We start from the raw sequence: 26,193 nt of genomic DNA on the forward strand, positions 1-26,193 counted from the left end.
CACCCGGTTAATCACGCTGACTCTCTTCCCACGCATGGGGGGCAAACAGATACCCTTTGTTGCGAACCGTTTTGATTCGATAGGGCTCGGTGGCGTTATCCTGCAATTTCTTACGCAGCCTTGAGATAGCGACATCCACGCTGCGGTCCATGCCGTCGTAGCTGACGCCGCGCAAGTTTTTCAGCAGCGCGTCGCGATCCATAATCTGCCCGGCATGGGTTGCCAGTTCCCAGAGTAATTCGAAATCGGCGGTGGAAAGCGAAACCGGTTCGCCGGAGAGCGCGACTGAACGATTGACCGGGTCAATAATCAACGCGCCAAAACGCAGCGTTTTATGCGGGGTCATCGCCGTATCCTGAATGCCTTTTGCCTGCGCGCTGAGTTCATTCTGCCGTAAATGCAGGCGCAGACGGGCGAGGAGCACGGCAGGGGGCGTGGTTTTCAGGATGTAGTCACAGGCGCCCATTTCCAGCGCCAGGATGTGGTTCATGTCGCTGTCCAGTGAGGTCAGCAGGACAATCGGCCCTTGCCAGCGGCCTCGCAAATCGCGGCAAATGGTCATACCGTCTTTGCCCGGCAGCATGATATCCAGTAACACCAGCTCGGGTTGCGTGCGAAGGATCGTCTCTTCAGCCAGATCGCCGCGAGGTTCAATCAGCACCTCAATATCGTGTTTCGCCAGATAAGCGGCAATCAGCGAGCCAACTTCAGGGTCATCCTCAACAAATACGATGGTGTTCATAACGTTCATTACGCGGAGAAAACGCCAACATACACCGCCTCCGTTTTCCCTTCCATTAATCTTTTCTAAACGAGAGCGCTTCCGTTATGCTACAGCCTCAATGTTATTGATGTGTTAAGGCATCGAAATGGGACTCGTGATAAAAGCCGCGCTGGGTGCGCTGGTGGTGGTATTGATTGGTTTGCTGGCAAAAACAAAAAATTACTATATCGCCGGATTAATTCCGCTTTTTCCGACATTTGCACTGATTGCCCACTATATTGTCGCCAGCGAGCGCGGAATTGACGCGTTACGCACGACCATTGTATTCAGTATGTGGTCGATCATCCCTTATTTTGTCTACCTCGCCACACTTTGGTATTTCACCGGTTTTCTGCGTTTGCCCGTTGCGCTCGGCGGGGCGGTGGTGTGCTGGGGCCTGAGCGCATGGCTGCTGATATTTTGCTGGATCAAACTGCATTAACGCAGGTGCCGGCCGCCATCCACGGCGAAACTGCGGCCGGTAACGAAGCAACTGGTGAGAAGGTAATCCACCAGGTCGATTACCTCTTTCTCGCCGGGCGCTGTCTTCATCAGGGATTTATTGAGCGCCTGCTGACGGTACTCGGCGTCGTCGTTTTCGTTAAACAGGATCAGCGACGGGGCGATGGCGTTGACTTTCACTTCCGGGGCCAGTTTGCGGGCAAAGGAGCGGGTCATATTATCCAGCGCCGCTTTACTGGCGGCATAGGCGATGTGTTTGTCGCTGCCGCGTTCCACAACATAGTCCGTAAAATGGATGATATCGGTGGCCGCATGTCCGTGGCCGCGCAACAGTCTTTCCAGCGCATGGTTTAACAGATAGGGCGTATTGACGTGAATCTGCATCATGCATGCCAGCACGTCAGAGAGCGGGGTGCCAGGCGCCTCGGCCATCCAGGCGCTGGCGTTATGCAAAATAGCCCGCAGGCCTGGCGTATGGGTTTTTATCTTCTCAGCAAATGCCAGGACGCCGTCATCGGTGGAAAAATCGGCCTGAATGCACAGCGCGCCCGCTTGCGTCAGGCCGTCGATGGCTGGATAGTGCGTCCGGTAGCTGACAATCACCGGCTGTTTTTGATTGAGAAAGTGCCACGCGAGCGCGAGACCGATGCGGCGGCCTCCTCCCGTGATAAGGATGGGCAAGGGCTGGTTTTTACCCATTGTAGTCTCCTTTGGCATCAAACAATGGGGCGACGATTACCCCACCAACATCCACGTAGCCGGAACAGCGGCGATGAGTAGCAGACCGATCAACATCACTTCCTGACGATTCAGGACATTATCGTGCGTATGCGTCTTGCGTGCGTAGAGGAAAACTAACAATCCCGGCGCATACAGCACTACTGACAGCAACAGGTGCATCGGGCCGGACGCATACAATAACCATAAGCCATAAATGCAGGCCCCGACACCTACCGCCTGATGAAGAGGGCGCGCGGCGATTTTCAGCAGGAACGCGCCGACCAGGAAATAGGGTACCAGAATCATCTCTGAAGCAATCGTCAACAGCGTGTTGTAATCCGAACCTGTGAGCCAGATCAGCACCAGGCAGATCTGAACGCACGCGTTGGTGAGCCACAGCGAAGCCGATGGCGCGCCTTGCGCATTCTGGCGGGCGAAAATGCGTGGGAAGGCTTTATGCGTTGAGGCCAGAAACGGCACTTCTGCCGCCATAATGGTCCAGCTCAGATAAGCGCCGCAGACTGAAACGATAAGACCCGCCGCGATAATGATTTCGCCCCACGGCCCCATCATTTTCACCATCAAACCCGCCATTGACGGATTGCGAATCTCCGCCAGTTCCGGGCGGGCGACGACGCCTAAAGAGAGCAGCGTCACCAGCAGGTAGACGCCCAATGCGGCGAGAACCGCCAGCAGCGTCGCACGTCCGACATCACGCTTATTTCTCGCCCGGGCGGAGACGACAACCGCGCCTTCCACGCCGATAAACACCCACAGCGTGATGAGCATCGTGTTTTTAACCTGCTCCCAGACGGGAACGCCCAGCGCCAGACCGGTGAAATCCAGGCTGAACGTATCGAGCTTAAACATGATGATAGCCAGGACGATGAATAACCCCAGCGGCAACAGCTTCGCCAGCGTCGCGACCAGGTTGATGCTGGCGGCGGTTTGCACACCGCGCAGCACCAGGAAGTGCACCACCCAAAGCAGCACTGACGCGCCGATGATGGACTGCCAGGTATTGCCGTCGCCAAACAAGCGGAGTTCCGGCGTATCGGTAAAGAAGCTCAGGGCAGAAAAAACGATAACCAGATAAGAGACGTTGGCGATAACGGCACAGAGCCAGTATCCCCAGGCGGAGCAGAAACCGATCAGTTCGCCGAAACCTTCGCGCGCGTAGGTGAAAATCCCGCCATCCAGTTCCGGGCGAACGCGCGTCAGGATCAGCATAGCGAAAGCCAGCAGCAGTATCCCGACGCCCGTAATCGCCCAGCCAATCAGCAGCGCTGCCGGGCTGGCCACCGCCGCCATGTTCTGTGGCAGACTAAACACACCTGCGCCAAGCATTGAGCTTAAAACCAGCGCGGTCAGCGCGCTCAGTCCCAGTTTCTTTTCCATCGGTATCCAGTTATAAAAACGAGAGTGGGAGAATAATTATTTTGGCAAAACGCATAAAAATGGTGAAAGCCACTAAGGCGCGGGATTTTACGGAGAGAAGAGACCGCATGCAATGATCTCTGAAACATTTGTGACTAAAAATGCTAAAGGCGGGTAGATTTCACATAGGGCAGCATCGTATTGGCGCCTGATGGCGCTACGCTCATCAGGCCTACTAACACGTAGGCCGGATAAGATGCCTGGTCTCGCCATCAGGCGTTATGACAACACCGGATGGCGGGAGCGTACTTTACTTATACAGGTCGGCGCTGATCGTCATGTTGTTACCACGTTCCTGCCACTGGCGGGTAATGTGATAATATTTCGCGCCTTTCTTCGCCGCACGCTTGGCAACCTGGTAGGAGACTTCCGTCATGTTGCCGTAGTTGCCGGTGAATTTGATGCTGTCAAACGGCACCATCATCGCAGCGGTCGCTTTGTTCAGCTCTTCGACTTTCGTTCCGTCAGGAAGAGTGACAGTGTAACGTCCACCTTTTGAGGATTGCGTTTCGAAGAAGCGTCCGACTTCAGCGCTTGGAGAAGCGGTCGTCGCGACGCCCGGAATCTCCACTTTCTTCGCTGCTTCACCGCCGGCGGCCAGCGCTGCGCGACCCGCATCGGAATCAGCAGGAATAACGTCCGGGCTCTGGACAACGCGTTTCTTCGCATCTTCTTTATAGATAAACGCGGTAATACGCTGGTTGCCGCCCTGGTTGGCATCGACCTGACGCACAATGTAGAACGAGTAGGCGCCTTTCGCTTTTGCTGCTTTGGTGATGGCGTCATTCACTTCCGGCTGGCTACGGTAGAAACCCTGCACCGTTACGGTGTCGTAAGGTTCCAGCAGCACGGCCTGATCTTTCGGTAATTCGACGATACCGTTAATTACACGGTTTTGAGGCGCGTCGGATTTTGGCGCGTCTGATTTATAAACGTCAGCCACGACACGCCAGTTACCGCTGTTGCCAAAATCGGACGTATCAACAACATAAAAAGAGGCTGCACCTTCTTTATCTGCGCGGCGGGATACGGCATTTACCGCATCGCCAATGGCATTAAAACGCCCGGTGACCACAATGCGGTCATAAGGTTTTAGTGCTGCCGCTTGCTCCGGCGTCAGTTCTGTCGCTGCATTTACGGAAAAAGCAGTCGCAGAAAGCAGTGCGGACGCCAGGAGAGTGTTCTTAAGCTTCATAAAAATAATCCTTCGCCTTGCGCAAACCAGGTACTGGTATTGTTATTGACTAGAAACGTGGCTGATTATTGCATTTAAACCCTGCAAATGTCTGCGTCATTTTTCACTCATCGTACCGCCTGAAGTGACAAGAATGATAACATTTGGTGATATGTCTAAAAAACAGGCGCTTGACCGGCAAAACTGATAAAGCATACGCATTTTATAAGTTAATTTAATGTTAAACGATTGAATGTCGATGGCGCTAAATCATGTTTTGCCGCTTCGCTTGAGCGAATTATCGGTCACTGAAGGCGATTTCAAGGTCATTATTCCTGTTTGTGGGCTGAATCGTTCATATTTTGCAAATTTCATAATAAATACTGTTTTTTGGCGCTAGATCACAGGCGCTATTTTCAGTAGGTTATAGAGAGTTTGTTACTGTTTTATTTTTCCGGGGTAGCACTTACCTCTTACGCAGGCGTGCGTATGCATCCTGCGATCACTGACAAACCATCATCAAAAAAACCGATGGAAGGGAACATTATGCGAATTGGCATACCAAAAGAGCGGTTAACCAATGAAACCCGAGTCGCAGCAACGCCAAAAACGGTTGAGCAACTGCTGAAACTGGGTTTTACCGTCGCGGTTGAAAGCGGCGCGGGTCAACTGGCAAGTTTTGACGATAAGGCATTTACAGAAGCGGGCGCAGAAATTGTAGAGGGAAATGCGGTCTGGCAGTCAGAGATCATCCTGAAGGTCAATGCGCCGGAAGACGATGAAATTCCTTTACTGAATGCGGGCACGACGCTGGTGAGTTTCCTCTGGCCGGCGCAGAATCCTGAGCTATTGCAAAAACTCGCGGAACGCAATGTAACCGTGATGGCGATGGACTCCGTGCCGCGTATTTCGCGCGCGCAGTCGCTGGATGCCCTGAGCTCAATGGCCAACATCGCCGGTTATCGCGCGATTGTGGAAGCCGCACATGAATTTGGTCGTTTCTTTACCGGGCAAATTACCGCTGCGGGCAAAGTGCCGCCAGCGAAAGTGATGGTGATTGGCGCGGGCGTCGCAGGTCTGGCGGCCATTGGCGCGGCAAACAGCCTCGGCGCCATTGTACGTGCGTTTGATACCCGTCCAGAGGTAAAAGAACAGGTTCAGAGTATGGGCGCTGAATTCCTCGAACTGGATTTTAAAGAGGAAGCGGGCAGCGGCGATGGCTATGCCAAAGTGATGTCCGAAGCGTTTATTAAAGCGGAAATGGAACTCTTTGCCGCGCAGGCGAAAGAGGTCGATATTATCGTCACGACCGCGCTAATCCCGGGTAAACCTGCGCCGACGCTGATCACGCGCGAGATGGTTGATTCCATGAAGTCCGGCAGCGTGATTGTCGATCTGGCCGCGCAAAACGGCGGTAACTGTGAATACACCGTCGCCGGTCAGGTGACCACGACCGACAATGGCGTGAAGGTTATCGGTTACACCGATCTGCCGGGTCGTCTGCCGACGCAATCCTCCCAGCTTTACGGCACCAACCTGGTCAACTTGCTCAAACTGCTGTGCAAAGAGAAAGACGGCAATATCGACGTCGACTTTGACGACGTGGTTGTGCGCGGCGTAACGGTCGTGCGTGACGGTGAAATTACCTGGCCCGCGCCGCCGATTCAGGTGTCTGCTCAGCCGCAGGCTGCGCCGCAAGCGGCTCCTGCGCCGAAAGAAGCGGAAAAACCGGCTTCACCGTGGCGTAAATATGCGCTGATGGCGCTGGCGATCGTTCTGTTTGGTTGGCTGGCTGACGTGGCGCCGAAAGAGTTCCTCGGCCACTTCACCGTTTTCGCACTTGCTTGCGTGGTGGGTTACTACGTGGTGTGGAACGTTTCGCACGCGCTGCATACGCCGTTGATGTCTGTGACTAACGCCATCTCAGGGATTATCGTTGTCGGGGCATTGTTACAGATTGGCCAGGGAGGCTGGGTGAGTTTCCTGAGCTTTATCGCGGTGCTTATCGCCAGCATTAATATTTTCGGTGGCTTCACCGTGACTCAGCGTATGCTGAAAATGTTCAGGAAAAACTAAGGGGTAACACATGTCTGGAGGATTAGTTACAGCTGCATACATTGTTGCCGCGATCCTGTTTATCTTCAGTCTGGCCGGGCTCTCTAAGCATGAGACGTCCCGACAGGGTAACAACTTTGGTATCGCCGGGATGGCGATTGCGCTGGTGGCGACGATCTTCGGCCCGGATACCGGCAACGTTGCCTGGATTCTGGTGGCGATGATTATCGGTGGGGCGATCGGTATCCGTCTGGCGAAACGCGTTGAAATGACCGAAATGCCGGAGCTGGTGGCGATTCTGCACAGCTTTGTCGGCCTGGCGGCGGTACTGGTGGGCTTTAACAGCTACCTGTACCACGAGGCGGGTCTGGAACCGATTCTGGTGAATATTCACCTGACGGAAGTGTTCCTCGGCATCTTCATTGGCGCGGTTACCTTCACCGGTTCCGTGGTGGCGTTTGGCAAGCTGTGCGGTAAGATTTCGTCCAAACCGCTGATGCTGCCGAATCGTCACAAAATGAACCTGGCGGCGCTGGTGGTTTCTTTCCTGCTGCTGGTGGTGTTTGTACGTACCGAAAGCGTTGGCTTGCAGGTTCTGGCGCTGCTGGTGATGACCATTATTGCGCTGGCTTTCGGCTGGCACCTGGTAGCGTCCATTGGCGGGGCGGATATGCCGGTTGTGGTATCCATGCTGAACTCCTATTCCGGTTGGGCAGCGGCGGCGGCAGGCTTTATGCTGGGCAACGACCTGCTGATCGTCACCGGCGCGCTGGTTGGTTCTTCGGGTGCGATTCTGTCTTACATCATGTGTAAGGCGATGAACCGCTCTTTCATCAGCGTTATAGCGGGTGGTTTCGGCAGCGATGGATCTTCTACTGGCGACGATCAGGTCGCGGGCGAGCACCGTGAGATCACGGCGGAAGACACGGCTGACATGCTGAAAAATTCGCACTCGGTCATCATTACCCCTGGCTATGGCATGGCGGTTGCGCAGGCGCAGTACCCGGTGGCGGAAATCACCGAGAAACTGCGCGCGCGCGGTATCAAGGTGCGTTTTGGCATCCACCCGGTTGCAGGGCGCCTGCCTGGTCACATGAACGTACTGCTGGCGGAAGCGAAAGTGCCGTATGACATCGTGCTGGAAATGGACGAAATCAACGACGACTTCGCTGACACCGATACGGTGCTGGTTATCGGCGCGAACGACACGGTGAACCCGGCGGCGCAGGACGATCCGCGTAGCCCGATTGCCGGTATGCCGGTTCTGGAAGTCTGGAAAGCGCAAAACGTTATCGTGTTTAAACGCTCGATGAATACCGGCTATGCCGGGGTGCAGAACCCGCTGTTCTTTAAAGACAACACGCATATGCTGTTTGGCGATGCGAAAGCCAGCGTGGATGCGATTCTGAAAGCGCTTTAATCTTTACCGGCGCAAGTCTAAAACGGCCTCTCAGGAGGCCGTTTTTGCATCTGAAGAGATCAGGTTTTATTCAAGTCACTGAGCAGGACGGCAATGCTTTGCCCGCCGGAGGTTTGCTCCAGCGCGATTTTAACGATGATCGTCAACGGCACGGAAAGCAGCATGCCGACAGGGCCTAATAACCACCCCCAGAAGATCAGGGAGAGAAAAACCACCAGCGTGGAAAGGCCCAATCCACGCCCCATGATTCGGGGCTCAAGGATGTTCCCGAACACCAGATTGATAATCAGATACCCCGTCAGCACCACCAGCGCGTCATAAAGACCGCTGAACACCAGAACCTGCGCAATAGGCGGGATTGCGGCCAGAACCGAGCCAATATTGGGGATATAGTTAAGTGCGAAGGCCAGCAGTCCCCAGACGAATGCGAAACGAACTTCCAGCAGCGCCAGCATTCCCCAGACCACAACGCCCGTGATAATGCTGATCGCCGTTTTCAGCACCAGATAATGCGACACGCTGTCGATTGCGCGCTGAATCGCGGCCATACCTTCAACCGGCCTGGCCATCATCTGCTGGAGTTTACCGGGCAACTGCGGAACTTCCAGTAGCATAAAGACCACGGTTAACAAGAGCAGGAAAATGGATGACATGGCGTTAGACAGCTGCGCCAGCAAATTCGTCACCAGCGTCATGGCAGCATTAGGGTCGATATATTTCACCAGTTCATCCACCGAGACGCCGATGCCCAGGCGCTGTAGCCACGGTTCAATGTTTTTCAGCGGCACAACCAATGATGAGCGGTATTGTGGCAGCGTGCGGGCTAACTCATTTAGCGATGTGCCGAGATAGGCCAGCAGCAACACCATGCCCATCACGATAATCCCGATCAGTATCGATACGGCTAAAACCCGCGGGATGCGGAGCCTGACCATGCGCTGCACCAGCGGACTCAGTACCACCGCAATAAATAACGCCAGAATAAACGGCACAATAATATCGGCAGCGAAGCGAATACCGGTGAGAATGATGACCAGCATTCCCAGCATGATTACGAGTTTCAGGCCGTTAAGCGTGATGATCGGTTTTGCCATGATAATTCCTGAATTTTTGTTCTTACTCTTTATAATAATGTGATTTTTGTCGGGCTGTGCTAACAAAAATCAAACGGCGCGGGTAAAGAAGTGAAAAGGTTTTGAGTTAATTCTAAGGCTGTGGTACAAATCAGACTTGTTTAACTACCGAGGACAATTTTCATCCGCGATGACGAGAAGCAACACTGCGGATAATTGTAATATTATGGACAATATGTTCAGGACGTTTTTTTCTACACAGACCGTACTTCTTCGCACTTCTTCCTCTTTCCTGCTTGCTGGTGAGCAGCACTGGCGCAACGCGCTTTAGTCCCTTACTTCTGCCTGAGCTGGCGTTACGCGCCTGGCTAATTCATTTTATTTTTTGGTTTGCTGCATGCGGCAGGCCCGAAGGACTATATTCTCAAGCAGGAGAAGCACCATGTTTTACTGGATTTTATTAGCCCTTGCCATTGCGGCTGAAATTACCGGAACGCTGTCGATGAAATGGGCAAGCGTAAGCAATGGCAACACGGGTTTTATTTTAATGCTGGTCATGATTACGCTGTCGTATATTTTTCTCTCTTTTGCCGTAAAAAAAATTGCGCTTGGCGTGGCGTATGCCTTGTGGGAAGGCATCGGTATTTTATTTATTACGCTGTTTAGCGTGCTGTTATTTGACGAAGCCTTATCGGCCATGAAAATTGCGGGTCTGGTTACGCTGGTATTCGGGATCGCGCTGATCAAATCGGGTACGCGCAAGCCAGTAAACGCCGCGAAGGAGGCGACGCATGCCGCAGTTTGAGTGGGTTCATGCCGTGTGGCTGGCGATGGCGATCGTTCTGGAAATCGTCGCTAACGTGTTCCTGAAGTTTTCTGACGGCTTTCGTCGCAAGTTCTATGGCATCCTGTCGCTGGCCGCGGTACTGGCGGCCTTCAGCGCGCTCTCTCAGGCGGTAAAAGGCATTGATCTTTCGGTGGCATATGCGTTGTGGGGCGGATTTGGTATCGCCGCCACGCTGGCAGCCGGGTGGGTGCTTTTTGGACAGCGTCTGAACAACAAAGGCTGGGTAGGCGTGGTATTGCTGCTTATCGGCATGATCATGATAAAACTGGCCTGACAGCTATGCTGCCCGTTACGGCGGGCAGCGCACGGGAACCATCATCTATTCCTGAGCCAGCGCTTCCAGCTTGTCGCGAAAGCCGGTGACGGAAATCGCGCGGTTGTCAGCCCGCCAGCGATCTTTTGCCGCCGGAGCGGAACTTTGTACGCCAATCAACTGCCAGCCAGCGTCGGTATGCAGCATTAACGGAGAACCGCTGTCGCCGGGCAGCGTGTCGCACTGGTGAGAGAGCACCGCGTTTTGCGCCCAGCCGGTAATCAGGCAATCCTGATGCGAGTAAAGCGTATCAAGATGATCTTCCGGGTAACCTGACTGCGTCACTTTGCGGTCGGCGGTTTTCAGGGCAGCGGTTAGCGCGGCTTTATCGCCTTCAAATAAGGGCAGTGGGGTAATGCCGGACGGCGGATAACGCAACACAATCAAACCAAAATCCCACGGCGCGGCGGCCGGAGGGACAATCCAGCCATCGCCATCAGGCTTTAAGCGCTTTCCCAGCGACGGATCGACCCGACCTTCAATACCGTGAATTTCATAACGCCAGAGACCTTTTTGCGATACGAAACGCAAAGCCACGGCTTTATCTGGCTTCCCTTTCGGCGGCGTTAACAAGCAGTGTCCGGCGGTGAGCGCCAGATGAGATGAAATGAGCGTGGCGGTACACAGGTTGCCGCTGGCGGTTTCCAGTTGACCAATAGCGTCCCACGGCGACTGCGTCGGATCTTCAACCTTGACCCGATCGTCATGGTCAAAAAATAACGTTTTGGCTTCACGGGTATCCGTGGTGGTATCAGCCTCATCCGCATGAGCAACAACAGGGGAAAGACAAATTACGCCCAGTAATACCGCAATGGTTTTATGCATATCACACTCTGTGTGGGTAATTATGATTATTAAAAGCAAACCCTCAGTGAATACTATAGACGTGACGGCAGGAAAGTGGGAGTAAAATCAGATAACTACACTCAGGAAATATAAAAATGCGTGGCAATAAGGGCGCATAATATAAGCATGGTGAGAATCAACTCAAAGCGGTAACGAAACACGTTAACCCTCCGAAGAAACGGCGCTAAACCCGATGATTTAGCGCCGTGTGTTATGGCGCGGGGGAGCGCCATAGAACTCGCCAGTGCCTTATGCCGCCGGTTTAGCTGCCGGTTTAGCCGCAGTATGTTTTACCGCTTTTTTGGTGTGTTTTTTCGCTGCCTGCGCTTTTTGTTCAGGCGCTTTCTGAGTCGCTGCTGCTTTGTGGTGTTTTTTGTGATGCGTGGTTTTTGCCGGTGCGGTTTTAGCGGGTGCCGCAGCCGGAGCCGTCGTGGACGTTGCCGTTTCAGCAGCAAATGCAGCAGAAGACAGACCCATAGCAGCGGCAACAACCAGAGCTAATACTTTTTTCATTCTGATACCCTCGATTTGGTTTTTTATTCAACCCCACTGCGGGGCCGGTGAAATCACTATATCGCTGTAAATCGAGGGCTTCCGTGAGTCATTGGTATCGGTGTGTAACGGTATGTACAACCGGCCCGACAGATTGACGCTATCGGGCAAACAAGAGATATCATGACAAATAGCGTGATTCCAGATGCGCCCGGAAGTAACGGCTGCTCAACGGTTCTCCGGTGGCCTGAGCGATCAGCTGCGCGGTAGTAAAGCGACTGCCGTGCTGCCAGATATTTTGTCGCAGCCAGTCAAACAAGGCGCTGAGATCGCCTTGCGCAATCTGATTATGCAGATCCGGCAATGCGCGACGGGCAGCGCTAAACAGCTGTGCGGCATACATGGCGCCCAGCGTATAAGACGGGAAGTAGCCAAAGCCGCCGTCGGTCCAGTGGATGTCCTGCATACAGCCGTTACGGTAATCTCCCACGGTTGACAGCCCCAGCCAGGCCTGCATTTTTTCATCCCACAGCGCGGGAATATCATCCACTTCGATGTCGCCGTTAATCAGCGCCTGTTCAATGTCATAGCGCAAGATAACATGGGCAGGATAACTCACTTCGTCGGCATCCACGCGGATAAAGCCCGGTTTCACCCGCTGATTCCAGGCAATGAAATTCGCTTCTTCAAAAGCGGGCTGATCGCCAAAATGACGTTTAACGGCGGGAATGAGCCGTTTGAGGAACGCCGTGCTGCGGCCCAGTTGCATCTCGAAAAACAGACTCTGGGATTCATGGATGGCCGTGGAGCGGGCAAATGCGATCGGCTGACCCTGCCAGGCGTGGGGCAGATTCTGTTCATAGCGGGCGTGCCCCGTTTCGTGGATCACGCCAAAGAGCGCGCTGAGTAATTCATTTTCATCATAGCGCGTGGTGATGCGCACATCTTCCGGCACGCCGCCGCAAAACGGGTGGGCGCTGATGTCCAGCCGACCGGCGTTAAAATCAAACCCTAACTGCGACATGGTTTCCAGTCCCAGTTCACGCTGTAGCGCCGTCGGGAACGGGCCGACCGGCGCAATCAGTGGCTGATGCGACTGTTTTGACACCGCGCGGTTTAACAAATCGGGAAGCCAGGTTTTGACATCCGCAAACAGAACATCCAGTTGGGCGCTGGTCATATCGGGCTCAAATATATCCAGCAGGGCATCGTAGGGCGAACATCCTTTAGCTTCGGCGCGAAGTTTTGCCTCTTCACGGCTGTATTTCACAACCTCTTTCAGATTCTGCGCAAATCCTTGCCAGTCATTCGCCGGACGCTGACTCCGCCATGCGTGTTCACACCGGCTCCCCGCCAGCGATTTCGCCTCCACCAGTGACTCAGGCAGCAGGGCCGCCTGATGGTGCCGCCTCGCCATTTCACGCAGGTTCGCCTGCTCAACATCGTTCAAATCTTCCTGCCCGGCGGCGGCTATCCACTGCGCAACCTTCGGGTCTGTCAGTAACTGATGTTCCAGCACGTTCAGCTCGGCCAGCGCTTCGCCTCGCGCGGTGCTTCCACCGGGAGGCATCATGGTGAACATATCCCAACTGGCGATAGCGGAGAGATGCGAAAAGCGGGAGAGGCGCTGGAAAGTGCGGGTGAGTTGTTGGTAGTGGCTCTTGTTGGACATTGTTGTGTTCCCGTCGTGTTCTGCGAATGTGAGGAGTTTACCCTGATTCATACATGTTTATGCGCTGATGGCAACGATGGCAGAAATGTTGGTAGGTTGTAAGTGATAATGATACTTCTTATCATAAATGGCGGTGTCGTGAAGCACACTGGTGAAATATTAACAGGGAACAGGGATGCAACAGGAAATCAATAACGCCTATATTGTCAGGACAAAAGCAGTATCAGGCTGCTTTTCTATGTTTATGCTGATGTTTGGCATTACATTTACGCCACTGTTTTTTACCCGCAGTGCGCAATTAATGGAAAGTGGGTTACTTTTACCGCTGATGTTTGTGCTGGAGTTTCTTATTCTGGTCCCGCTGTATTATCTCTTTTTTAGAAAAAGAGACGGTCTGGGAAAAGGCACATTGAGCGTAAAGTGGTTTGTTATTTTGTTTGGCGCCATTCTGATCATCCAGTTTCTTTTACCTGCTATGTTGGGGATGAGAAAAACAGAAGCGTGGGTCATGACGCAGGTTTCATTGCATAACTACGCTTTCTGGCTGACCAACCTGTCACTGATTTTCCTCGTCCCGGTCTACGAGGAAATCGTCTTCAGAGGGTGTCTGTTCAACGCCTTTCAGTACTGGTTCAATGATAAGGTGTGGGCGACGTCGCTTGCCGTTTCAACGCTGTTTGCGCTGATGCATACGCAGTACGCCGATATCAGAACATTATTGATGTTATTTTTAATATCGCAGGTGCTTATTGTCGCCAGAGTCAAATCTAAAGGGTTATTAATGCCTGTTACCCTGCATATATTAATGAATGCGACGGTGATCGGGATACAATATGGCTTTCAGGTCTTATTATCCTCCGGGTGATATTTACGGCATTCGGAAGCGATATCGTCAGTGTTGCCCACCATTACAGGTAGTTTTATCTTCCGGTCTCGCTTTTGGCTATCGCGCGGGGTAAAGTCAAACCTCAACAATAAAAATAAATACACACAGCATGATGAATCCAATTATCTGGGTTATCTTTGCTCTTCTGGCACTGGATGCCGTCAGGGAATTGATGGGGGCTTCTTCCATCCTGGGATTGTGGTAATCCAAAGCGCTGGTTGAGCTGTAAAGAATGCCCGGGCTCGACCCGGGCTTCTCTTTATCAAACGTGCAGACGATGATGCAGGCGGGAGCCAACCAGCAGCGCCAGAAGCAGCATCAGCGCGATAAACCCGCCCACACCGTTCCAGCCATAGCTGTGCCAGAATACCCCGCCTAACGTCCCGGCAATGCTGGAACCCAGGTAATAGCTGAAGAGATACAGGGACGATGCCTGGCCTTTGGCGCGTTTCGCGCGTGGGCCAATCCAGCTGCTTGCCACCGAATGCGCGGCAAAGAATCCGGCGGAGAAGAGCAGCATTCCGGCGAAAATCAGCCATAGCGACGTGAACAGCGTCATTAACAGCCCGAACAACATCACGCCGGTTGAGAACAACATCACCGGCCCGCGCCCATAACGCGTCGTCATGGCGCCTGCTTTAGGTGAGCTCCAGGTGCCCGTCAGATAAGCCACCGATAAAAGCCCCACGATGGCCTGGCTGAGTTCCCAGGGCGAAAGCATCAATCGATAGCCAATATAGTTAAATAGCGTGACAAACGACCCCATTAACAAAAAGCCTTCTGCGAATAACAGCGGCAGGCCCCTGTCGCGCCAGTGAAGGCGGAAGTTGATGAACAGCGTTTTGGGGCGTAATGAAGTCGGTCGGAAATGGCGGGATTCCGGCAAAATTTTCCAGAACATCAATGCGGACGCCAGCGCGAAACAGCCGATTGCCGCCAGTGCGATGCGCCAGTTAAAAAAGTCGGTAAATACGCCGCTGATCAGACGCCCGCTCATGCCGCCAATCGAGTTGCCGCTAATGTACAACCCCATTGAGAAGGCGACGAAACTAGGATGGATCTCTTCACTTAAATAGGTCATGCCTACCGCAGCGACGCCGCTCAACGACAGGCCTATCAGCGCGCGCATGATTAAAATGCCATGCCAGCTGGTCATCATGGTGGAAAGCAGCGTACAGCAGGAGGCCAGCAGCAGCGCCGTCACCATTACAGGTTTGCGGCCGATCGCGTCGGACAACGGGCCGGTAAACAGCAGCCCGATGGCTAACATGCCGGTGGAGATGGAAAGCGAGATACTGCTGCTGGCGGGAGAGACGCCAAATTCATGGGACAGCACAGGCAGTATCGGTTGTACGCAATAGAGAAGGGCGAACGTCGCCAGCCCGGCGGAGAATAGCGCCAGCGTAACGCGCATAAACTGGGATGTACCACGTTTTATATATTGAACCGGCTGGGAAATAATGTGTTCATCAACATCGCTCGCCGTTGCGGTGTCGACAGCAGTAATACGACTCACTTGAAATCCTTGCTCAACATCCCCGTGATTATGGTGACGGGTATGACCTCAGTGCTAAGAGTAGGAAAATCAAAATATTCTGTCTAATATATTAATAATCTCAAATAATATTTATAAAATATGAATATTGAACTTCGTCATCTACGCTACTTTGTGGCGGTTGCGGAAGAGTTGCATTTTGGCCGGGCGGCTGCGCGGCTGAATATCTCTCAACCCCCGCTAAGCCAGCAGATCCAGACCCTTGAGCAGCAGATTGGCGCACGGCTGCTGGCGCGAACCAACCGGAGCGTTGCGCTGACGGCGGCGGGTAAGCAGTTTCTGGCAGACAGTCGGCAGATCCTTGGGCTGGTGAATGAGGCCGCCGCCCGCGCGGAACGCTTGCATCAGGGGGAGACCGGCGAGCTGCGCATTGGCTTCACCTCATCCGCGCCGTTTATTAAAGCCGTCTCGGATACGCTATCTCTGTTTCGCCAGGACTACCCGGATGTGCATATGCAGACCCGTGAAATGAACACTCGCGAGCAGATTGCGCCGCTTAATGAAGGCGCGTTGGATATGGGGTTACTGCGCAATACCTCATTGCCGGATACGCTGGACTGGGAAGTGATTCTGCATGAACCGTTGCTGGCGATGATCCCCCGTGAACATCCGCTGGCGCAAAAGCCGGTCGTGACGCTGGCGGAGCTGGCGAAAGAACCGTTTGTCTTTTTTGATCCGCATGTCGGAACGGGGTTGTATGACGATATTCTCGGCCTGATGCGCCGTTACCATCTCACTCCGGCGATTACTCAGGAGGTTGGAGAGGCGATGACAATTATCGGGCTGGTAGCCGCAGGACTGGGGGTGTCGATCCTGCCCGCCTCGTTTAAACGGGTACAGCTTGATGAAATGCGTTGGGTGCCCATTGCCGAAGCGGACGCCGTGTCGGAAATGTGGCTGGTATGGCCGAAACATCATGAACAAAGTCACGCTGCGCAACGATTTCGCCATCAACTTTTAACGGCCGCAAAGCGCGCTTAATTTAGTTTAAAAAGGGATGAAAATGTGCAGTAAATCACACGGCTAAGTAAAAAGTTGACGACAACTATTGAAGTCATTCACCATAGCCCACAGATTATTTCGGAGCGCGAAAATAAAGGGAGTCAGAGGTGGTTGCTGATAGTCAGCCAGGGCATATCGATCAAATCAAGCAGACCAATGCTGGCGCGGTATATCGCCTGATTGATCAGCTGGGCCCCGTGTCGCGAATTGATCTTTCTCGTCTGGCGCAACTGGCGCCTGCCAGTATCACTAAAATTGTTCGCGAAATGCTCGAAGCGCATTTAGTTCAGGAGCTGGAGATCAAAGAGGCGGGAAGCCGAGGTCGCCCGGCGGTCGGGCTGGTGGTGGAAACCGAGGCCTGGCACTATTTGTCTATTCGTATCAGCCGTGGCGAGATTTTTCTCGCCCTGCGTGACCTGAGCAGCAAGCTGGTGGTGGAGGAGTGCCTTGAGCTACCGCTGGTTTCTGAGACTCCGCTGCTTGAACGCATCATTTTTATGGTCGATCAGTTTTTTATCCGTCACCAGCAAAAACTCGAACGCCTGACCTCTATCGCCATCACCTTACCCGGTATTATTGATACTGAGAATGGCATTGTGCACCGCATGCCGTTTTACGACGATGTCAAAGAGATGCCGCTGGGGGAAACCCTCGAACACCACACCGGCGTACCGGTCTATATTCAGCATGATATCAGCGCCTGGACGATGGCCGAGGCGCTTTTTGGCGCATCGCGCGGCGCGCGAGATGTTATTCAGGTGGTGATTGATCACAACGTTGGGGCTGGCGTGATTACCGACGGCCACTTACTGCATGCGGGCAGCAGCAGTCTGGTGGAGATCGGCCATACGCAGGTCGACCCCTACGGTAAACGTTGTTACTGCGGGAACCACGGCTGTCTGGAAACGATCGCCAGCGTGGACAGCGTGCTTGAACTGGCGCAGCTGCGACTCAATCAGTCAATGAGTTCTTCGCTGCATGGGCAGCCGCTGACGGTAGATTCGCTGTGCCAGGCGGCGGTGCAGGGGGATTTGCTGGCGAAAGATATCATTAGCGGCGTCGGGATGCATGTTGGCCGCATTCTGGCGATCATGGTGAATTTATTTAATCCGCAAAAAATTCTGATCGGTTCGCCGCTGAGCAAAGCGGCGGAAATCCTTTTTCCGGCAATTGCGGACAGCATCCGTCAACAGGCGCTGCCGGCGTATAGCAAACATATCGCCGTCGAAAGCACGCAGTTTTCCAATCAAGGGACAATGGCGGGCGCCGCACTGGTAAAAGACGCGATGTATAACGGTTCTTTGTTGATTCGTCTATTACAGGGTTAACATTTTTTAACTGTCGTACGAAAATTTGCGCTAACGCAAGCTGATCGCGATTGTCATACCTTAGACTTTCTCCACTGTATTATTTTCCTGGCTTATATTTTCGAAGCATAACGGTGGAGTTAGTGATGCTGAAGCGTTTCTTTATTACAGGTACAGACACTTCTGTTGGGAAGACAGTGGTTTCCCGCGCATTACTACAAGCGTTAGCGTCAGGGAACAAAAGCGTCGCAGGTTATAAACCCGTTGCGAAAGGCAGCAAAGAGACGCCGGAAGGCATGCGCAATAAAGATGCGCTGGTGTTGCAGAGCGTCTCTTCTATTGAGCTGCCTTATGAGGCGATCAATCCGATTGCGCTGAGCGAAGACGAAAGCAGCGTGGCGCATAGCTGTCCGATCAATTACACCCTGTTATCTAACGGGCTTGCCAGCCTGAGCGAAAAGGTTGACCACGTCGTGGTGGAAGGCACCGGCGGCTGGCGCAGCCTGATGAACGACCTGCGTCCGTTATCTGAATGGGTCGTGCAGGAGCAGTTACCGGTGCTGATGGTGGTGGGGATTCAGGAAGGCTGCATTAACCATGCGCTGCTGACCGCACAGGCTATCGCCAATGACGGATTACCGCTGATCGGCTGGGTGGCGAACCGTATCAATCCCGGACTGGCGCATTATGCCGAAATCATTGATGTGTTAAGCAAAAAACTGCCTGCGCCGCTGATTGGCGAACTGCCTTATTTGCCGCGTGCCGAACAACGCGAACTGGGGCAATATATCCGTCTGTCAATGCTCGGCAGTGTGCTGTCGGTAGACCGAGTCCTCGCGTAACGTTCGCGATAAGACCGACGCCACCACGCAGGCAATCAGTAATCCGGGGAGTAGCCGATACTCCCCGGTCATTTCACAGATCATCAGCGTCGACATCATCGGCGCGTGTGTTGTTGCCGCCAGCAGCGTCGCCATTCCTGTTAATCCCAGCAATATTGCCATCTCATCCGCTCCCGGAAGCCAGAATCCCCACATCCGACCGTATAACATACCAATCGACAAGCCGATGAACAGCGTGGGGGTAAAGACGCCGCCGGGCGCACCGGAACCGCTGCTGGCGAGTACGGCGAGTAATTTGCAGATGAAGATCCCGGCGATAACGGAGAGCAGCGGCGGGGAGAGCAAAAATGACTGCACGACGCTGTAGCCATTTCCCCAGACGGCCGGCGTCAGCAGGGATAGTAAGCCAACGATGAATCCGCCCAGCGCCAGTTGCCACGGAGGCGATAATTTCAGCCGAATAAAACCGTTATGAGTGGTGGTCATTAACCACATAAACAGCGGCCCGCAGACGCCAGCCACCAGCCCGGTGCTGATAATCATCGCATATTCCCGCACATGTAAATCCAGTGACAGGTGAACCGTATAGAGCAGGGCATTACCGCCGCTGAGCAAATGGGTGGTCAGTAATGCCACGACGGCGGAAATCACAACGGGGCCCAGCGACGCCAGCATCAGCGTGCCAAACAGGATTTCCGCGATAAAGAGGCTGCCCGCCAGCGGGGCGTGATACGCGCTGGCCATCCCTGCCGCAGCGCCGCAGGCGATCCACAATTTCCACTCTTCACGCGGGGTGCAACGCTGAGCAAAACAGGATGCCGCCAGCGCTGCCAGTAAGATCATGGCCCCTTCGCGCCCGATGGCGCTACCGCTGGCGACGACCAGCAGCGAAGCAAGGGACTTCACCAGACTTGCCCCGTAATCGAATTGCCCATCTGTTTGCAGGGCTTCCATGTAGTCGGTGGGGGCATGGGGGCGTTGTTGATTCATTTTCTGCCAGCCCCAGAGCAGCGCACCTGCCGCGAGGCCGCCCACGGCGGGGGTGATCAGTCGTCGCCAGGGAGAAAGGTTTGTCGCGGCATTCACCAGGCTTCCCGTATCGTTACGTAAAAAAAGCCATTCCAGCACCAGCATGGCGTGACGAAACCCGGCTACCGCCAGTGCGGCAAGGATGCCAATTATTGTCGCGATTAACAGGCGGCGAAACATCGCTCGCAGGTCAGGGTATGTATGTAGGCGGTGCATGGGCAGACCACACAGGCATTTTCAGGAGTGTCTATTTTGCGGGTAAACAGCGCGGGACGCAAAAGCACTGCGTGCGCAGGGGGAACTGCCCGATGGCGCTTCGCTTACCGGCCCGACAAGAATGTGCTCCGTAGGCCAGGTAAAGCGTAGCTGCCATCCGGCGTTTAGCTACTTTCGTGAATATTCAGCGCCCGACGGGTGCGGCCTGAACTGAGATAATCGGCAATGTAATCCTGCGAGATTTCGCCGTTATAGCGTCCTTCCTCATCGACAATAGGCATCCAGCTGGTGTTACTCTCGTACAGTTTCGACAGCACAATACGCAGGTTGTCTTCCGCTTTTCCGGTGACGCGAAACGGGTGGATTATATCCGCGCAGGTGCCGTTGGCGTTTCTGGCTTCACGACGCTTCACAAAGCCAAGCGGCTTGCCGTCGCTGTCGACAACGGTGATCGCGCGAATATCATTATCGTCCATGATGCCGAACGCCTCTGCCAGCGAGGTGGCGGTGCGGGCGGTCAGGGTGGGTTGTTGGTCGGTTACGTCGCCCGCCGAAACCAGCAGAAGACGTTTTAGCGTACGATCCTGACCGACAAATGAGCCGACGAATTCATTCGCCGGTTTTGCCAGCAATTCATCCGGGCTGGCGCACTGTATAATGCGGCCCTGGCGGAATACGGCAATCCTGTCGCCCAGCTTTAGCGCTTCATCGATATCATGGCTGACCAGCATCACCGTCTTTTTCAGCGCTCGCTGCATATCAAGAAACTGATTCTGAATCACCTCGCGGTTAATCGGGTCCACCGCACCGAAAGGTTCATCCATCAACAGCACCGGGGGATCGGCCGCCAGCGCGCGGATCACGCCGATGCGCTGTTGTTGACCGCCAGACATCTCTTTCGGGTAGCGATGCAGAAACTTTTTCGCATCCATTGCCACCATGTCCATTAACTCTTCCGCGCGACGTTTGCAGCGGGTTTTATCCCAGCCCAGCATACGCGGGACAACCGTGATGTTCTCTTCGATGGTCATGTTGGGAAACAGGCCAATTTGCTGGATCACATAGCCAATGTTGCGCCGTAGCGTGACGGTATCCATCGCACTGGTGTTTTGTCCGTTAATGAAAATATTGCCGCTGCTGGGCGCGATCAGCCGGTTGATCATCTTCAGGGTGGTGGTCTTGCCGCAGCCTGACGGCCCAAGCAGCACGCACATTTCACCTTCCGGCACGTTCAGATTGATGTTATCAACGGCGTTAAGCGGTTGGCCATTCTTCTGTGAAAAGCGTTTGGTGAGGTTTTCCAGTTTTATCATTATCGTATCCCCTTAGGTGTCAGTACGACTTGCAGGCGATGCAGCAACCAGTCGAGCACAATGGCCAACAGACAAATCATCAGCGCACCGGCGATTAACATGCGGATATCACTCCCGCCGATGCCGTTCAGTAACAGTAACCCCAGGCCGCCAGCGCCAATAACGGCGGCGATGGCCATCACGCCGATATTCATGACGACGGCAGTGCGAATCCCGCCAAAAATCACCGGCAGGGCCATCGGAATTTCTACCCAGCGCAGACGCTGCCAGAACGTCATGCCAATTCCGCGTCCCGCTTCGCGCAAGCCCGGCGGTAAACTGTCGAGCGCGGTGTGCGTGTTGCGCACAATCGGCAGCAGCGAGTAAAGAAAAACGGCGGTAATTGCGGGAAGGGCGCCAATCCCCTGACCGATCAGCGAAAACAGCGGGATCATCAAACCAAATAATGCGATGGAGGGGATAGTGAGCAGCAGCGTCGCCGCCCCTAACACCGGCGTAGCCAGCCATTTATGACGAACAATCAGAATGCCCAGCGGCACGCCAATGATAATCGCCAGACCGACGGCCAGCGCAACCAGCCACAAATGCTGAAGAGTGAGGCTCGTCAGATAACCCGCGTTATCCATCATGTAATGAATCGTATCCATAAGCGCTCCTTACAGCAGACCGTTTTGTTGCAGGAATGTGCGCGCAACCTGCTGGGGGGACTGGTGATCGATGTCGACCTGTGCATTAAGCGTCGAGATGACGTCGTTATTGAGCAGCCCGGAAAGGGTATTCAGCGCATCATCCAGCCCCGGATGGGCATCCAGTATCTCTTTACGGACGACAGGCGTGACAGCGTAACCTGGGAAGAAGCCTTTATCATCTTCCAGCACCTTGAGGTCAAAACCCTTCACCCGGCCATCCGTGGTATACACCAGACCGGCGTCCACAAAGCCGTCGCGCACGGCGTTATAGACCAGACCCGGGTCCATTTGCCGAATCTGCGGACGGTCAAGCTGCATCTGGTAGGCATCCTGCAACGGCTTCATCCCGTCGCTGCGCCCGGAAAACTCAAGGTCGAGACCTAACATCCAGTTATTGTCAGGGTCGGTCTGGCGGATGTGTTCGATTTTCGCCACCATTTCCGACAGGGTGTTGATGTTCTCTGCCTCGGCGCGTTTACGCTGCATGGCGAACGCGTAGGTGTTATTCATATTCGCCGGGTTTAGCCATACCAGTCCGAGCTTTGCATCCAGGCGTTTGACGGTATCGTAGGATTCCTGCGGGCTCATCCGTTTATCAATGTGGTTAAAAATGATCAGGGACGTGCCGGTGTATTCCCAGGTGATATCAATCTGCTTATTCACCATGGCATTACGTGAAATCACCGCCGCAATGTTGGTGCGCGGCTGAACCTGAAAACCCTTTTTTTGCAGGTACTGCACGGTCATGGCGGAAAGGATGTGTTGTTCGGTAAAACCTTTGGTTGCAAGGATCAACGGGGCCGCCTGAGCCTGTCCGGTAACGAGCAACGCGGCGGCAAGCCATCCCAGCAGATGTTTTTTTAATGTCATTCAGCGCTCCTTATTCTTATCGTTGTATCAGGCCGTATGCGGACTGAGGATGCGGCCAAGCAGGGCAAGCAGGCTGTCGAGAATCAGCGCCACCAGAGCGGTTGCCGTTGCGCCCAGAATCAGCGTCGGGAAGTCATTGAGGTAAATGCCGGGGAAAATCAGTTCGCCGTAGCTGCTGGCCCCAATCAGGAACGCCAGCGGGGCCGTACCCACATTAATCGCCGTCGCGATCCGAATCCCAGCAAGCATCACCGGCCAGGCATTGGGCAGCTCAACCTGACGCAGACGCTGCCATTTCGTCATACCGATGCCGTTCGCGGCTTCAATCAGGGAGGCGGGAACAGAACAAAGCCCGGCGTAGGTATTGCGCACGACAGGAAGGAGCGAGGCGAGGAACAGCGCGAAAATTGCCGGAACGTCGCCAATGCCGATAATCACCATCGCCAGTGCCAGTACGGCCAGAGGCGGCAGAGTATTGCCTACATTAAAGAGCTGCATTACGTATTCGGCGAATCCTTTGGCTGCCGGACGGCTCAGTAAAATGCCGCTGGGAATACCGATAACTAAGGCGAAGAACATGGAGGTAAAGACGAGGAGTAAATGCTGTTTGCCCAAATAAAGCAGATCAACCTGACGCGCTTTAATGGTTTCCAGACCCACTCCCCAAACCAGCAGCGCCAGCACAAGAGCGATCGCGCCAGTAAACCCGAGCACGCGTTTTAACGTAAAGGTGTGCATTGCGGTGTGTCTCCCTGTTTGCATGCGTTATGGCAACGAAAGAGACGTTGCGTGTTGTTATGCCATGTAGCGGCAGGGTGTTTTGAGCTATAGCAACACGTCGGGAAGGATTCCAGCGAGACAGGTATTTAAATTAGCAGGCTATGCATGCCCGTTGCTCATTTGCCCTTACAGGGCGAAGGATGTGCGCGAATGTGAAGAATTGTCTTAAAAATGGAAAGGTAAAGTGACGTTGTCACTTATCGAGAAGGGGAAACAACCGGTTTTTGACGATAAAGGCAGGGCGTACCCTGCCTGAAAAAGCGTTAGCGAAACAGCGGTTTTACGGCGACGGGGATCAGCAACTGAGACTGCCACTGCGCCAGCGTTTGCTGTGCCAGCTCACCTGCCGCCTGGTAAAATGGATGGTTTGCGCCTTCGATGAAAACCGCCAGGAAGCGCGCAGACCACGGCAACAGATGCCAGGCCAGCAGTTGTTCGCATTCGCTATGACGGCCATTTTCCGCAAGCCAGGCAGCCAACAGCAGCAGGGAACCAAAATGATCTTCCGGTTCATTTTGCTGGATCTCAAACTGGATGCCGTTGTCCCGCATCCACTGGCGTAATGCCAGCGTAGACTCGCCAAACAACACGCTTTCACGGTCCAGCCAGACCGATCCCCAGGGAGGCGACGGAAGCGCCCAGGGACCGACAAACAGACGTTGCCAGGCTTGCGGGAGCGGCTCCTCGATGTCGGCCTGAAAAACCGCCGCAATCGGCGCCAGAACCTCCGGTGAAAGAGGCCACTGCGCCTGCCAGCCGTCGGTTTTTAACGCTGAAACCAACGGGGCGGCTTCGGTACTGTCTGGCGCATAATAAAACAACGCGCCCAGCACGCGTGCAGCCATAGAAAAATCGTCACGTTGTGAAAAAGAAGTCATGAAACCATCCTGAAAGGTGCGGGTTTCCCCGCACACGTAAGTTAACCTGCAATGGCCATTCCGACGGTCATATGCAGGCCGTAAAACAATCCGCGACCTATGATTTCGCCGCCAAGCACCAGGATTAACCCCAGCAACAATCCGGCGACGTGCGGTTCTTTGCGGCGCACCAACGGGCATATCCAGCAACCCAGCCCGGCAGCAAGCAGCACTACGCGCCAGACCTGTAAGCGGCCATAGTCTGGAACCAGCGCGCTCGCCTGTTGCACGGAGCTGTGGATTGCCCCAAGCGACATGCCTTGCATGATGATTACGGCCACGCAGACTAACAGCGCCAGCACGCTGATGCTTGCGAACGTCGTGCCGTTGAATCTGGCGCGCGCGGCGCGCAATATCAGCGCCGCAAATAGCGGCCCGCTCAGGAACACCGTCAGGAAGAATGCCAGCGTCGTGTAGCCATTATACCAGGTAGGAACGGTATCGATCTGATAGACTCGCGTCATTGCCCAGACAAATACCACCCCGAGTACCATGCTGACCAGCAGCCAGATTTTGCCCAGTGCTTCCGGCATTTTGCCGAGCACAGCCACCAGCCACCAGAAACCGCCTACGGCAAAAAAGACAGAGCCAGCGGCAATTTCATTACTCAGCGCGGAAGCGCCTACCCGGTTAAGCGAGTTAAACGCGCGGAACGGCGAGCCGAGGTGCATGATCGACGCCAGAAAACCCAGCCCCATGACGACCCATAAAAAGAACATACCGCGCACAATACGCTGTCTGCTGGCCGCATCGTCTTTCGCCGCAAACCAGCCCAGACCGCTGACAATCAATGCGCCGACAACGCATTGACCGAACACCGTAAACAGCACCAGCGGCCATTCATGCCATCCATTTCCCATTTTATACCTCCTTCGGATTTGCCAGATAACCCGTGGTATCCCCGGTCGGGCGGCTGTTGGCGTTGGGTTTAATCACAATGTTCGGTCTGGTGAAGTGCGCGCCCGGCAGCGGCGCAACTGCCGCCAGCGTGCCATGTTTCTTCCGCAGCTCTTCTATCGGGCCAAAGTCCAGCGCGCGCAGCGGGCAGGACTCGACGCAGATCGGTTTTTTGCCGTCGGCAACGCGGTCATGACAGCCGTCGCATTTGGTCATGTGGCCTTTGGCGGCGTTATACTGCGGCGCACCGTATGGGCAGGCCATATGGCAGTAGCGACAGCCGATGCAGACGTCCTCATCCACCACCACAAAGCCGTCCTCGCGTTTGTGCATCGCGCCGCTCGGGCACACTTTCGTGCAGGCCGGGTCTTCGCAGTGGTTGCAGGAAATGGAAAGATAGTAGGCAAAGACGTTCTGGTGCCAGACGCCGTTATCCTCCTGCCAGTCGCCGCCCGCATATTCATAGATGCGGCGGAAGCTGACGTCCGGGGTTAAATCTTTGTAGTCTTTGCAGGCCAGTTCGCAGGTTTTGCAACCGGTGCAACGACTGGAGTCAATAAAAAATCCATATTGGGTTGTCATCGGTTACTCCTTATACCTTCTCAACCTGAACGAG

At 54.3% G+C, this 26,193-nt stretch carries 29 protein-coding genes; 11 read left to right on the forward strand and 18 right to left on the reverse strand.

Annotated features, from left to right (window positions below; all coding sequences use genetic code 11):
- Positions 1 to 7: 7 nt before the first annotated feature.
- Positions 8 to 742 (reverse strand): two-component system response regulator RstA, encoded by a 735-nt coding sequence (gene rstA, locus OGY62_RS14370; protein WP_047463690.1) that lies wholly within the window; start codon positions 740 to 742, stop codon positions 8 to 10.
- Positions 743 to 869: 127 nt separating this feature from the next.
- Between rstA and OGY62_RS14375 the strand changes: the two genes are divergently transcribed.
- Positions 870 to 1,205, forward strand: coding sequence for a GlpM family protein (locus tag OGY62_RS14375; RefSeq protein WP_012132490.1), 336 nt, complete (start codon positions 870 to 872; stop codon positions 1,203 to 1,205).
- Here OGY62_RS14375 and folM read toward each other — a convergent pair.
- The 3 genes from folM to ydgH form a co-directional block, all read right to left on the reverse strand.
- Complete coding sequence (gene folM, locus OGY62_RS14380; protein WP_047457214.1) at positions 1,202 to 1,924, reverse strand: dihydromonapterin reductase; 723 nt, start codon at positions 1,922 to 1,924, stop codon at positions 1,202 to 1,204. The two genes, OGY62_RS14375 and folM, sit on opposite strands and share 4 nt — an antisense overlap.
- A gap of 36 nt (positions 1,925 to 1,960) precedes the next feature.
- Entirely contained in the window at positions 1,961 to 3,343 is a 1,383-nt protein-coding gene (locus OGY62_RS14385) for an amino acid permease (protein ID WP_012132487.1), read from the reverse strand.
- 289 nt (positions 3,344 to 3,632) lie between these two features.
- The gene (gene ydgH, locus OGY62_RS14390; RefSeq protein ID WP_012132486.1) at positions 3,633 to 4,577 is read right to left on the reverse strand and encodes a DUF1471 family protein YdgH; all 945 of its coding nucleotides are present in this window, start codon (positions 4,575 to 4,577) and stop codon (positions 3,633 to 3,635) included.
- Positions 4,578 to 5,102: 525 nt separating this feature from the next.
- Here ydgH and pntA point away from each other — a divergent pair.
- Together pntA and pntB are read left to right on the forward strand one after the other, a co-directional pair.
- Complete coding sequence (pntA, locus tag OGY62_RS14395; RefSeq protein WP_058669169.1) at positions 5,103 to 6,632, forward strand: Re/Si-specific NAD(P)(+) transhydrogenase subunit alpha; 1,530 nt, start codon at positions 5,103 to 5,105, stop codon at positions 6,630 to 6,632.
- A gap of 10 nt (positions 6,633 to 6,642) precedes the next feature.
- Entirely contained in the window at positions 6,643 to 8,031 is a 1,389-nt protein-coding gene (pntB, locus tag OGY62_RS14400) for a Re/Si-specific NAD(P)(+) transhydrogenase subunit beta (RefSeq protein WP_012132483.1), read from the forward strand.
- Positions 8,032 to 8,090: 59 nt separating this feature from the next.
- On the opposite strand, the gene OGY62_RS14405 is transcribed toward pntB, so the two are convergent.
- Positions 8,091 to 9,125, reverse strand: a complete 1,035-nt coding sequence (locus OGY62_RS14405) for an AI-2E family transporter (protein ID WP_047457210.1) — start codon at positions 9,123 to 9,125, stop codon at positions 8,091 to 8,093.
- A gap of 136 nt (positions 9,126 to 9,261) precedes the next feature.
- On the opposite strand from OGY62_RS14405, the gene OGY62_RS23405 reads away from it, so the two are divergent.
- From OGY62_RS23405 to mdtI, 3 genes are all read left to right on the forward strand, one after another.
- Complete coding sequence (locus OGY62_RS23405; RefSeq protein WP_012132481.1) at positions 9,262 to 9,435, forward strand: protein YdgV; 174 nt, start codon at positions 9,262 to 9,264, stop codon at positions 9,433 to 9,435.
- A gap of 111 nt (positions 9,436 to 9,546) precedes the next feature.
- Positions 9,547 to 9,909, forward strand: coding sequence for a multidrug/spermidine efflux SMR transporter subunit MdtJ (mdtJ, locus tag OGY62_RS14410; protein ID WP_012132479.1), 363 nt, complete (start codon positions 9,547 to 9,549; stop codon positions 9,907 to 9,909).
- Positions 9,896 to 10,225, forward strand: coding sequence for a multidrug/spermidine efflux SMR transporter subunit MdtI (gene mdtI, locus OGY62_RS14415; RefSeq protein ID WP_200053639.1), 330 nt, complete (start codon positions 9,896 to 9,898; stop codon positions 10,223 to 10,225). Before mdtJ ends, mdtI begins: the two co-directional genes overlap by 14 nt.
- A 45-nt stretch (positions 10,226 to 10,270) precedes the next feature.
- On the opposite strand, the gene OGY62_RS14420 is transcribed toward mdtI, so the two are convergent.
- The 4 genes from OGY62_RS14420 to OGY62_RS14430 all read right to left on the reverse strand — a co-directional run bounded on the left by OGY62_RS14420 (position 10,271) and on the right by OGY62_RS14430 (position 13,274).
- Positions 10,271 to 11,089 carry a trypsin-like serine peptidase gene (locus OGY62_RS14420; protein ID WP_047457207.1) on the reverse strand — a complete coding sequence of 273 codons (819 nt, stop codon included), beginning with the start codon at positions 11,087 to 11,089 and terminating at the stop codon, positions 10,271 to 10,273.
- A gap of 101 nt (positions 11,090 to 11,190) precedes the next feature.
- Positions 11,191 to 11,271: a small membrane protein YdgU gene (ydgU, locus tag OGY62_RS23410; RefSeq protein ID WP_455549893.1), complete on the reverse strand. Its 81-nt coding sequence runs from the start codon at positions 11,269 to 11,271 to the stop codon at positions 11,191 to 11,193.
- Between the two features lie 88 nt (positions 11,272 to 11,359).
- Positions 11,360 to 11,623: an acid resistance repetitive basic protein Asr gene (gene asr / locus OGY62_RS14425; RefSeq protein WP_047457204.1), complete on the reverse strand. Its 264-nt coding sequence runs from the start codon at positions 11,621 to 11,623 to the stop codon at positions 11,360 to 11,362.
- Between the two features lie 160 nt (positions 11,624 to 11,783).
- The gene (locus OGY62_RS14430) at positions 11,784 to 13,274 is read right to left on the reverse strand and encodes a carboxypeptidase M32 (protein ID WP_024130351.1); all 1,491 of its coding nucleotides are present in this window, start codon (positions 13,272 to 13,274) and stop codon (positions 11,784 to 11,786) included.
- A 175-nt stretch (positions 13,275 to 13,449) separates the two neighbouring features.
- Here OGY62_RS14430 and OGY62_RS14435 point away from each other — a divergent pair, with 175 nt between their 5' ends.
- Positions 13,450 to 14,139 carry a CPBP family intramembrane glutamic endopeptidase gene (locus OGY62_RS14435; RefSeq protein WP_248623292.1) on the forward strand — a complete coding sequence of 230 codons (690 nt, stop codon included), beginning with the start codon at positions 13,450 to 13,452 and terminating at the stop codon, positions 14,137 to 14,139.
- 133 nt (positions 14,140 to 14,272) lie between these two features.
- On the forward strand, positions 14,273 to 14,365 hold the full coding sequence (locus OGY62_RS14440) for a KPN_01571 family protein (protein WP_208855431.1): 93 nt from the start codon (positions 14,273 to 14,275) through the stop codon (positions 14,363 to 14,365).
- A 57-nt stretch (positions 14,366 to 14,422) separates the two neighbouring features.
- Here OGY62_RS14440 and ynfM read toward each other — a convergent pair whose 3' ends face one another.
- Complete coding sequence (gene ynfM / locus OGY62_RS14445; protein WP_012132469.1) at positions 14,423 to 15,676, reverse strand: multidrug efflux MFS transporter YnfM/SxtP(Kp); 1,254 nt, start codon at positions 15,674 to 15,676, stop codon at positions 14,423 to 14,425.
- Positions 15,677 to 15,796: 120 nt separating this feature from the next.
- On the opposite strand from ynfM, the gene ynfL reads away from it, so the two are divergent.
- The 3 genes from ynfL to bioD all read left to right on the forward strand — a co-directional run bounded on the left by ynfL (position 15,797) and on the right by bioD (position 18,866).
- Complete coding sequence (ynfL, locus tag OGY62_RS14450; protein WP_012132468.1) at positions 15,797 to 16,696, forward strand: multidrug efflux transcriptional activator YnfL/SxtR(Kp); 900 nt, start codon at positions 15,797 to 15,799, stop codon at positions 16,694 to 16,696.
- 128 nt (positions 16,697 to 16,824) lie between these two features.
- Positions 16,825 to 18,045: a sugar metabolism global transcriptional regulator Mlc gene (mlc, locus tag OGY62_RS14455; protein WP_012132466.1), complete on the forward strand. Its 1,221-nt coding sequence runs from the start codon at positions 16,825 to 16,827 to the stop codon at positions 18,043 to 18,045.
- 125 nt (positions 18,046 to 18,170) lie between these two features.
- Positions 18,171 to 18,866: a dethiobiotin synthase gene (bioD, locus tag OGY62_RS14460; protein WP_024130350.1), complete on the forward strand. Its 696-nt coding sequence runs from the start codon at positions 18,171 to 18,173 to the stop codon at positions 18,864 to 18,866.
- On the opposite strand, the gene clcB is transcribed toward bioD, so the two are convergent.
- The 8 genes from clcB to dmsB all read right to left on the reverse strand — a co-directional run bounded on the left by clcB (position 18,822) and on the right by dmsB (position 26,159).
- A complete protein-coding gene (gene clcB / locus OGY62_RS14465) occupies positions 18,822 to 20,111 on the reverse strand; it encodes a voltage-gated ClC-type chloride channel ClcB (RefSeq protein ID WP_048902388.1) in 1,290 nt (429 codons plus the stop codon). The genes bioD and clcB overlap by 45 nt on opposite strands.
- A gap of 164 nt (positions 20,112 to 20,275) precedes the next feature.
- On the reverse strand, positions 20,276 to 21,424 hold the full coding sequence (osmV, locus tag OGY62_RS14470) for an osmoprotectant ABC transporter ATP-binding protein OsmV (protein WP_047457187.1): 1,149 nt from the start codon (positions 21,422 to 21,424) through the stop codon (positions 20,276 to 20,278).
- Entirely contained in the window at positions 21,424 to 22,071 is a 648-nt protein-coding gene (gene osmW / locus OGY62_RS14475; RefSeq protein ID WP_012132461.1) for an osmoprotectant ABC transporter permease OsmW, read from the reverse strand. The genes osmV and osmW overlap by 1 nt, the downstream gene beginning before the upstream one ends.
- A gap of 9 nt (positions 22,072 to 22,080) precedes the next feature.
- Positions 22,081 to 22,983, reverse strand: coding sequence for an osmoprotectant ABC transporter substrate-binding protein OsmX (gene osmX, locus OGY62_RS14480; RefSeq protein ID WP_130028382.1), 903 nt, complete (start codon positions 22,981 to 22,983; stop codon positions 22,081 to 22,083).
- A 27-nt stretch (positions 22,984 to 23,010) separates the two neighbouring features.
- Entirely contained in the window at positions 23,011 to 23,721 is a 711-nt protein-coding gene (osmY, locus tag OGY62_RS14485; protein WP_012132459.1) for an osmoprotectant ABC transporter permease OsmY, read from the reverse strand.
- Positions 23,722 to 24,026: 305 nt separating this feature from the next.
- A complete protein-coding gene (gene dmsD / locus OGY62_RS14490) occupies positions 24,027 to 24,641 on the reverse strand; it encodes a Tat proofreading chaperone DmsD (protein ID WP_024130349.1) in 615 nt (204 codons plus the stop codon).
- A gap of 41 nt (positions 24,642 to 24,682) precedes the next feature.
- Positions 24,683 to 25,540: a dimethyl sulfoxide reductase anchor subunit family protein gene (locus OGY62_RS14495; RefSeq protein ID WP_112002426.1), complete on the reverse strand. Its 858-nt coding sequence runs from the start codon at positions 25,538 to 25,540 to the stop codon at positions 24,683 to 24,685.
- Position 25,541: 1 nt separating this feature from the next.
- Positions 25,542 to 26,159 (reverse strand): dimethylsulfoxide reductase iron-sulfur subunit DmsB, encoded by a 618-nt coding sequence (gene dmsB / locus OGY62_RS14500; protein WP_012132456.1) that lies wholly within the window; start codon positions 26,157 to 26,159, stop codon positions 25,542 to 25,544.
- Between the last annotated feature and the right edge of the window lie 34 nt (positions 26,160 to 26,193).

The organism is Citrobacter sp. CK198, from assembly GCF_030333295.1.
In the GTDB taxonomy this organism is placed as follows: Bacteria; Pseudomonadota; Gammaproteobacteria; order Enterobacterales; family Enterobacteriaceae; genus Citrobacter_B; species Citrobacter_B koseri.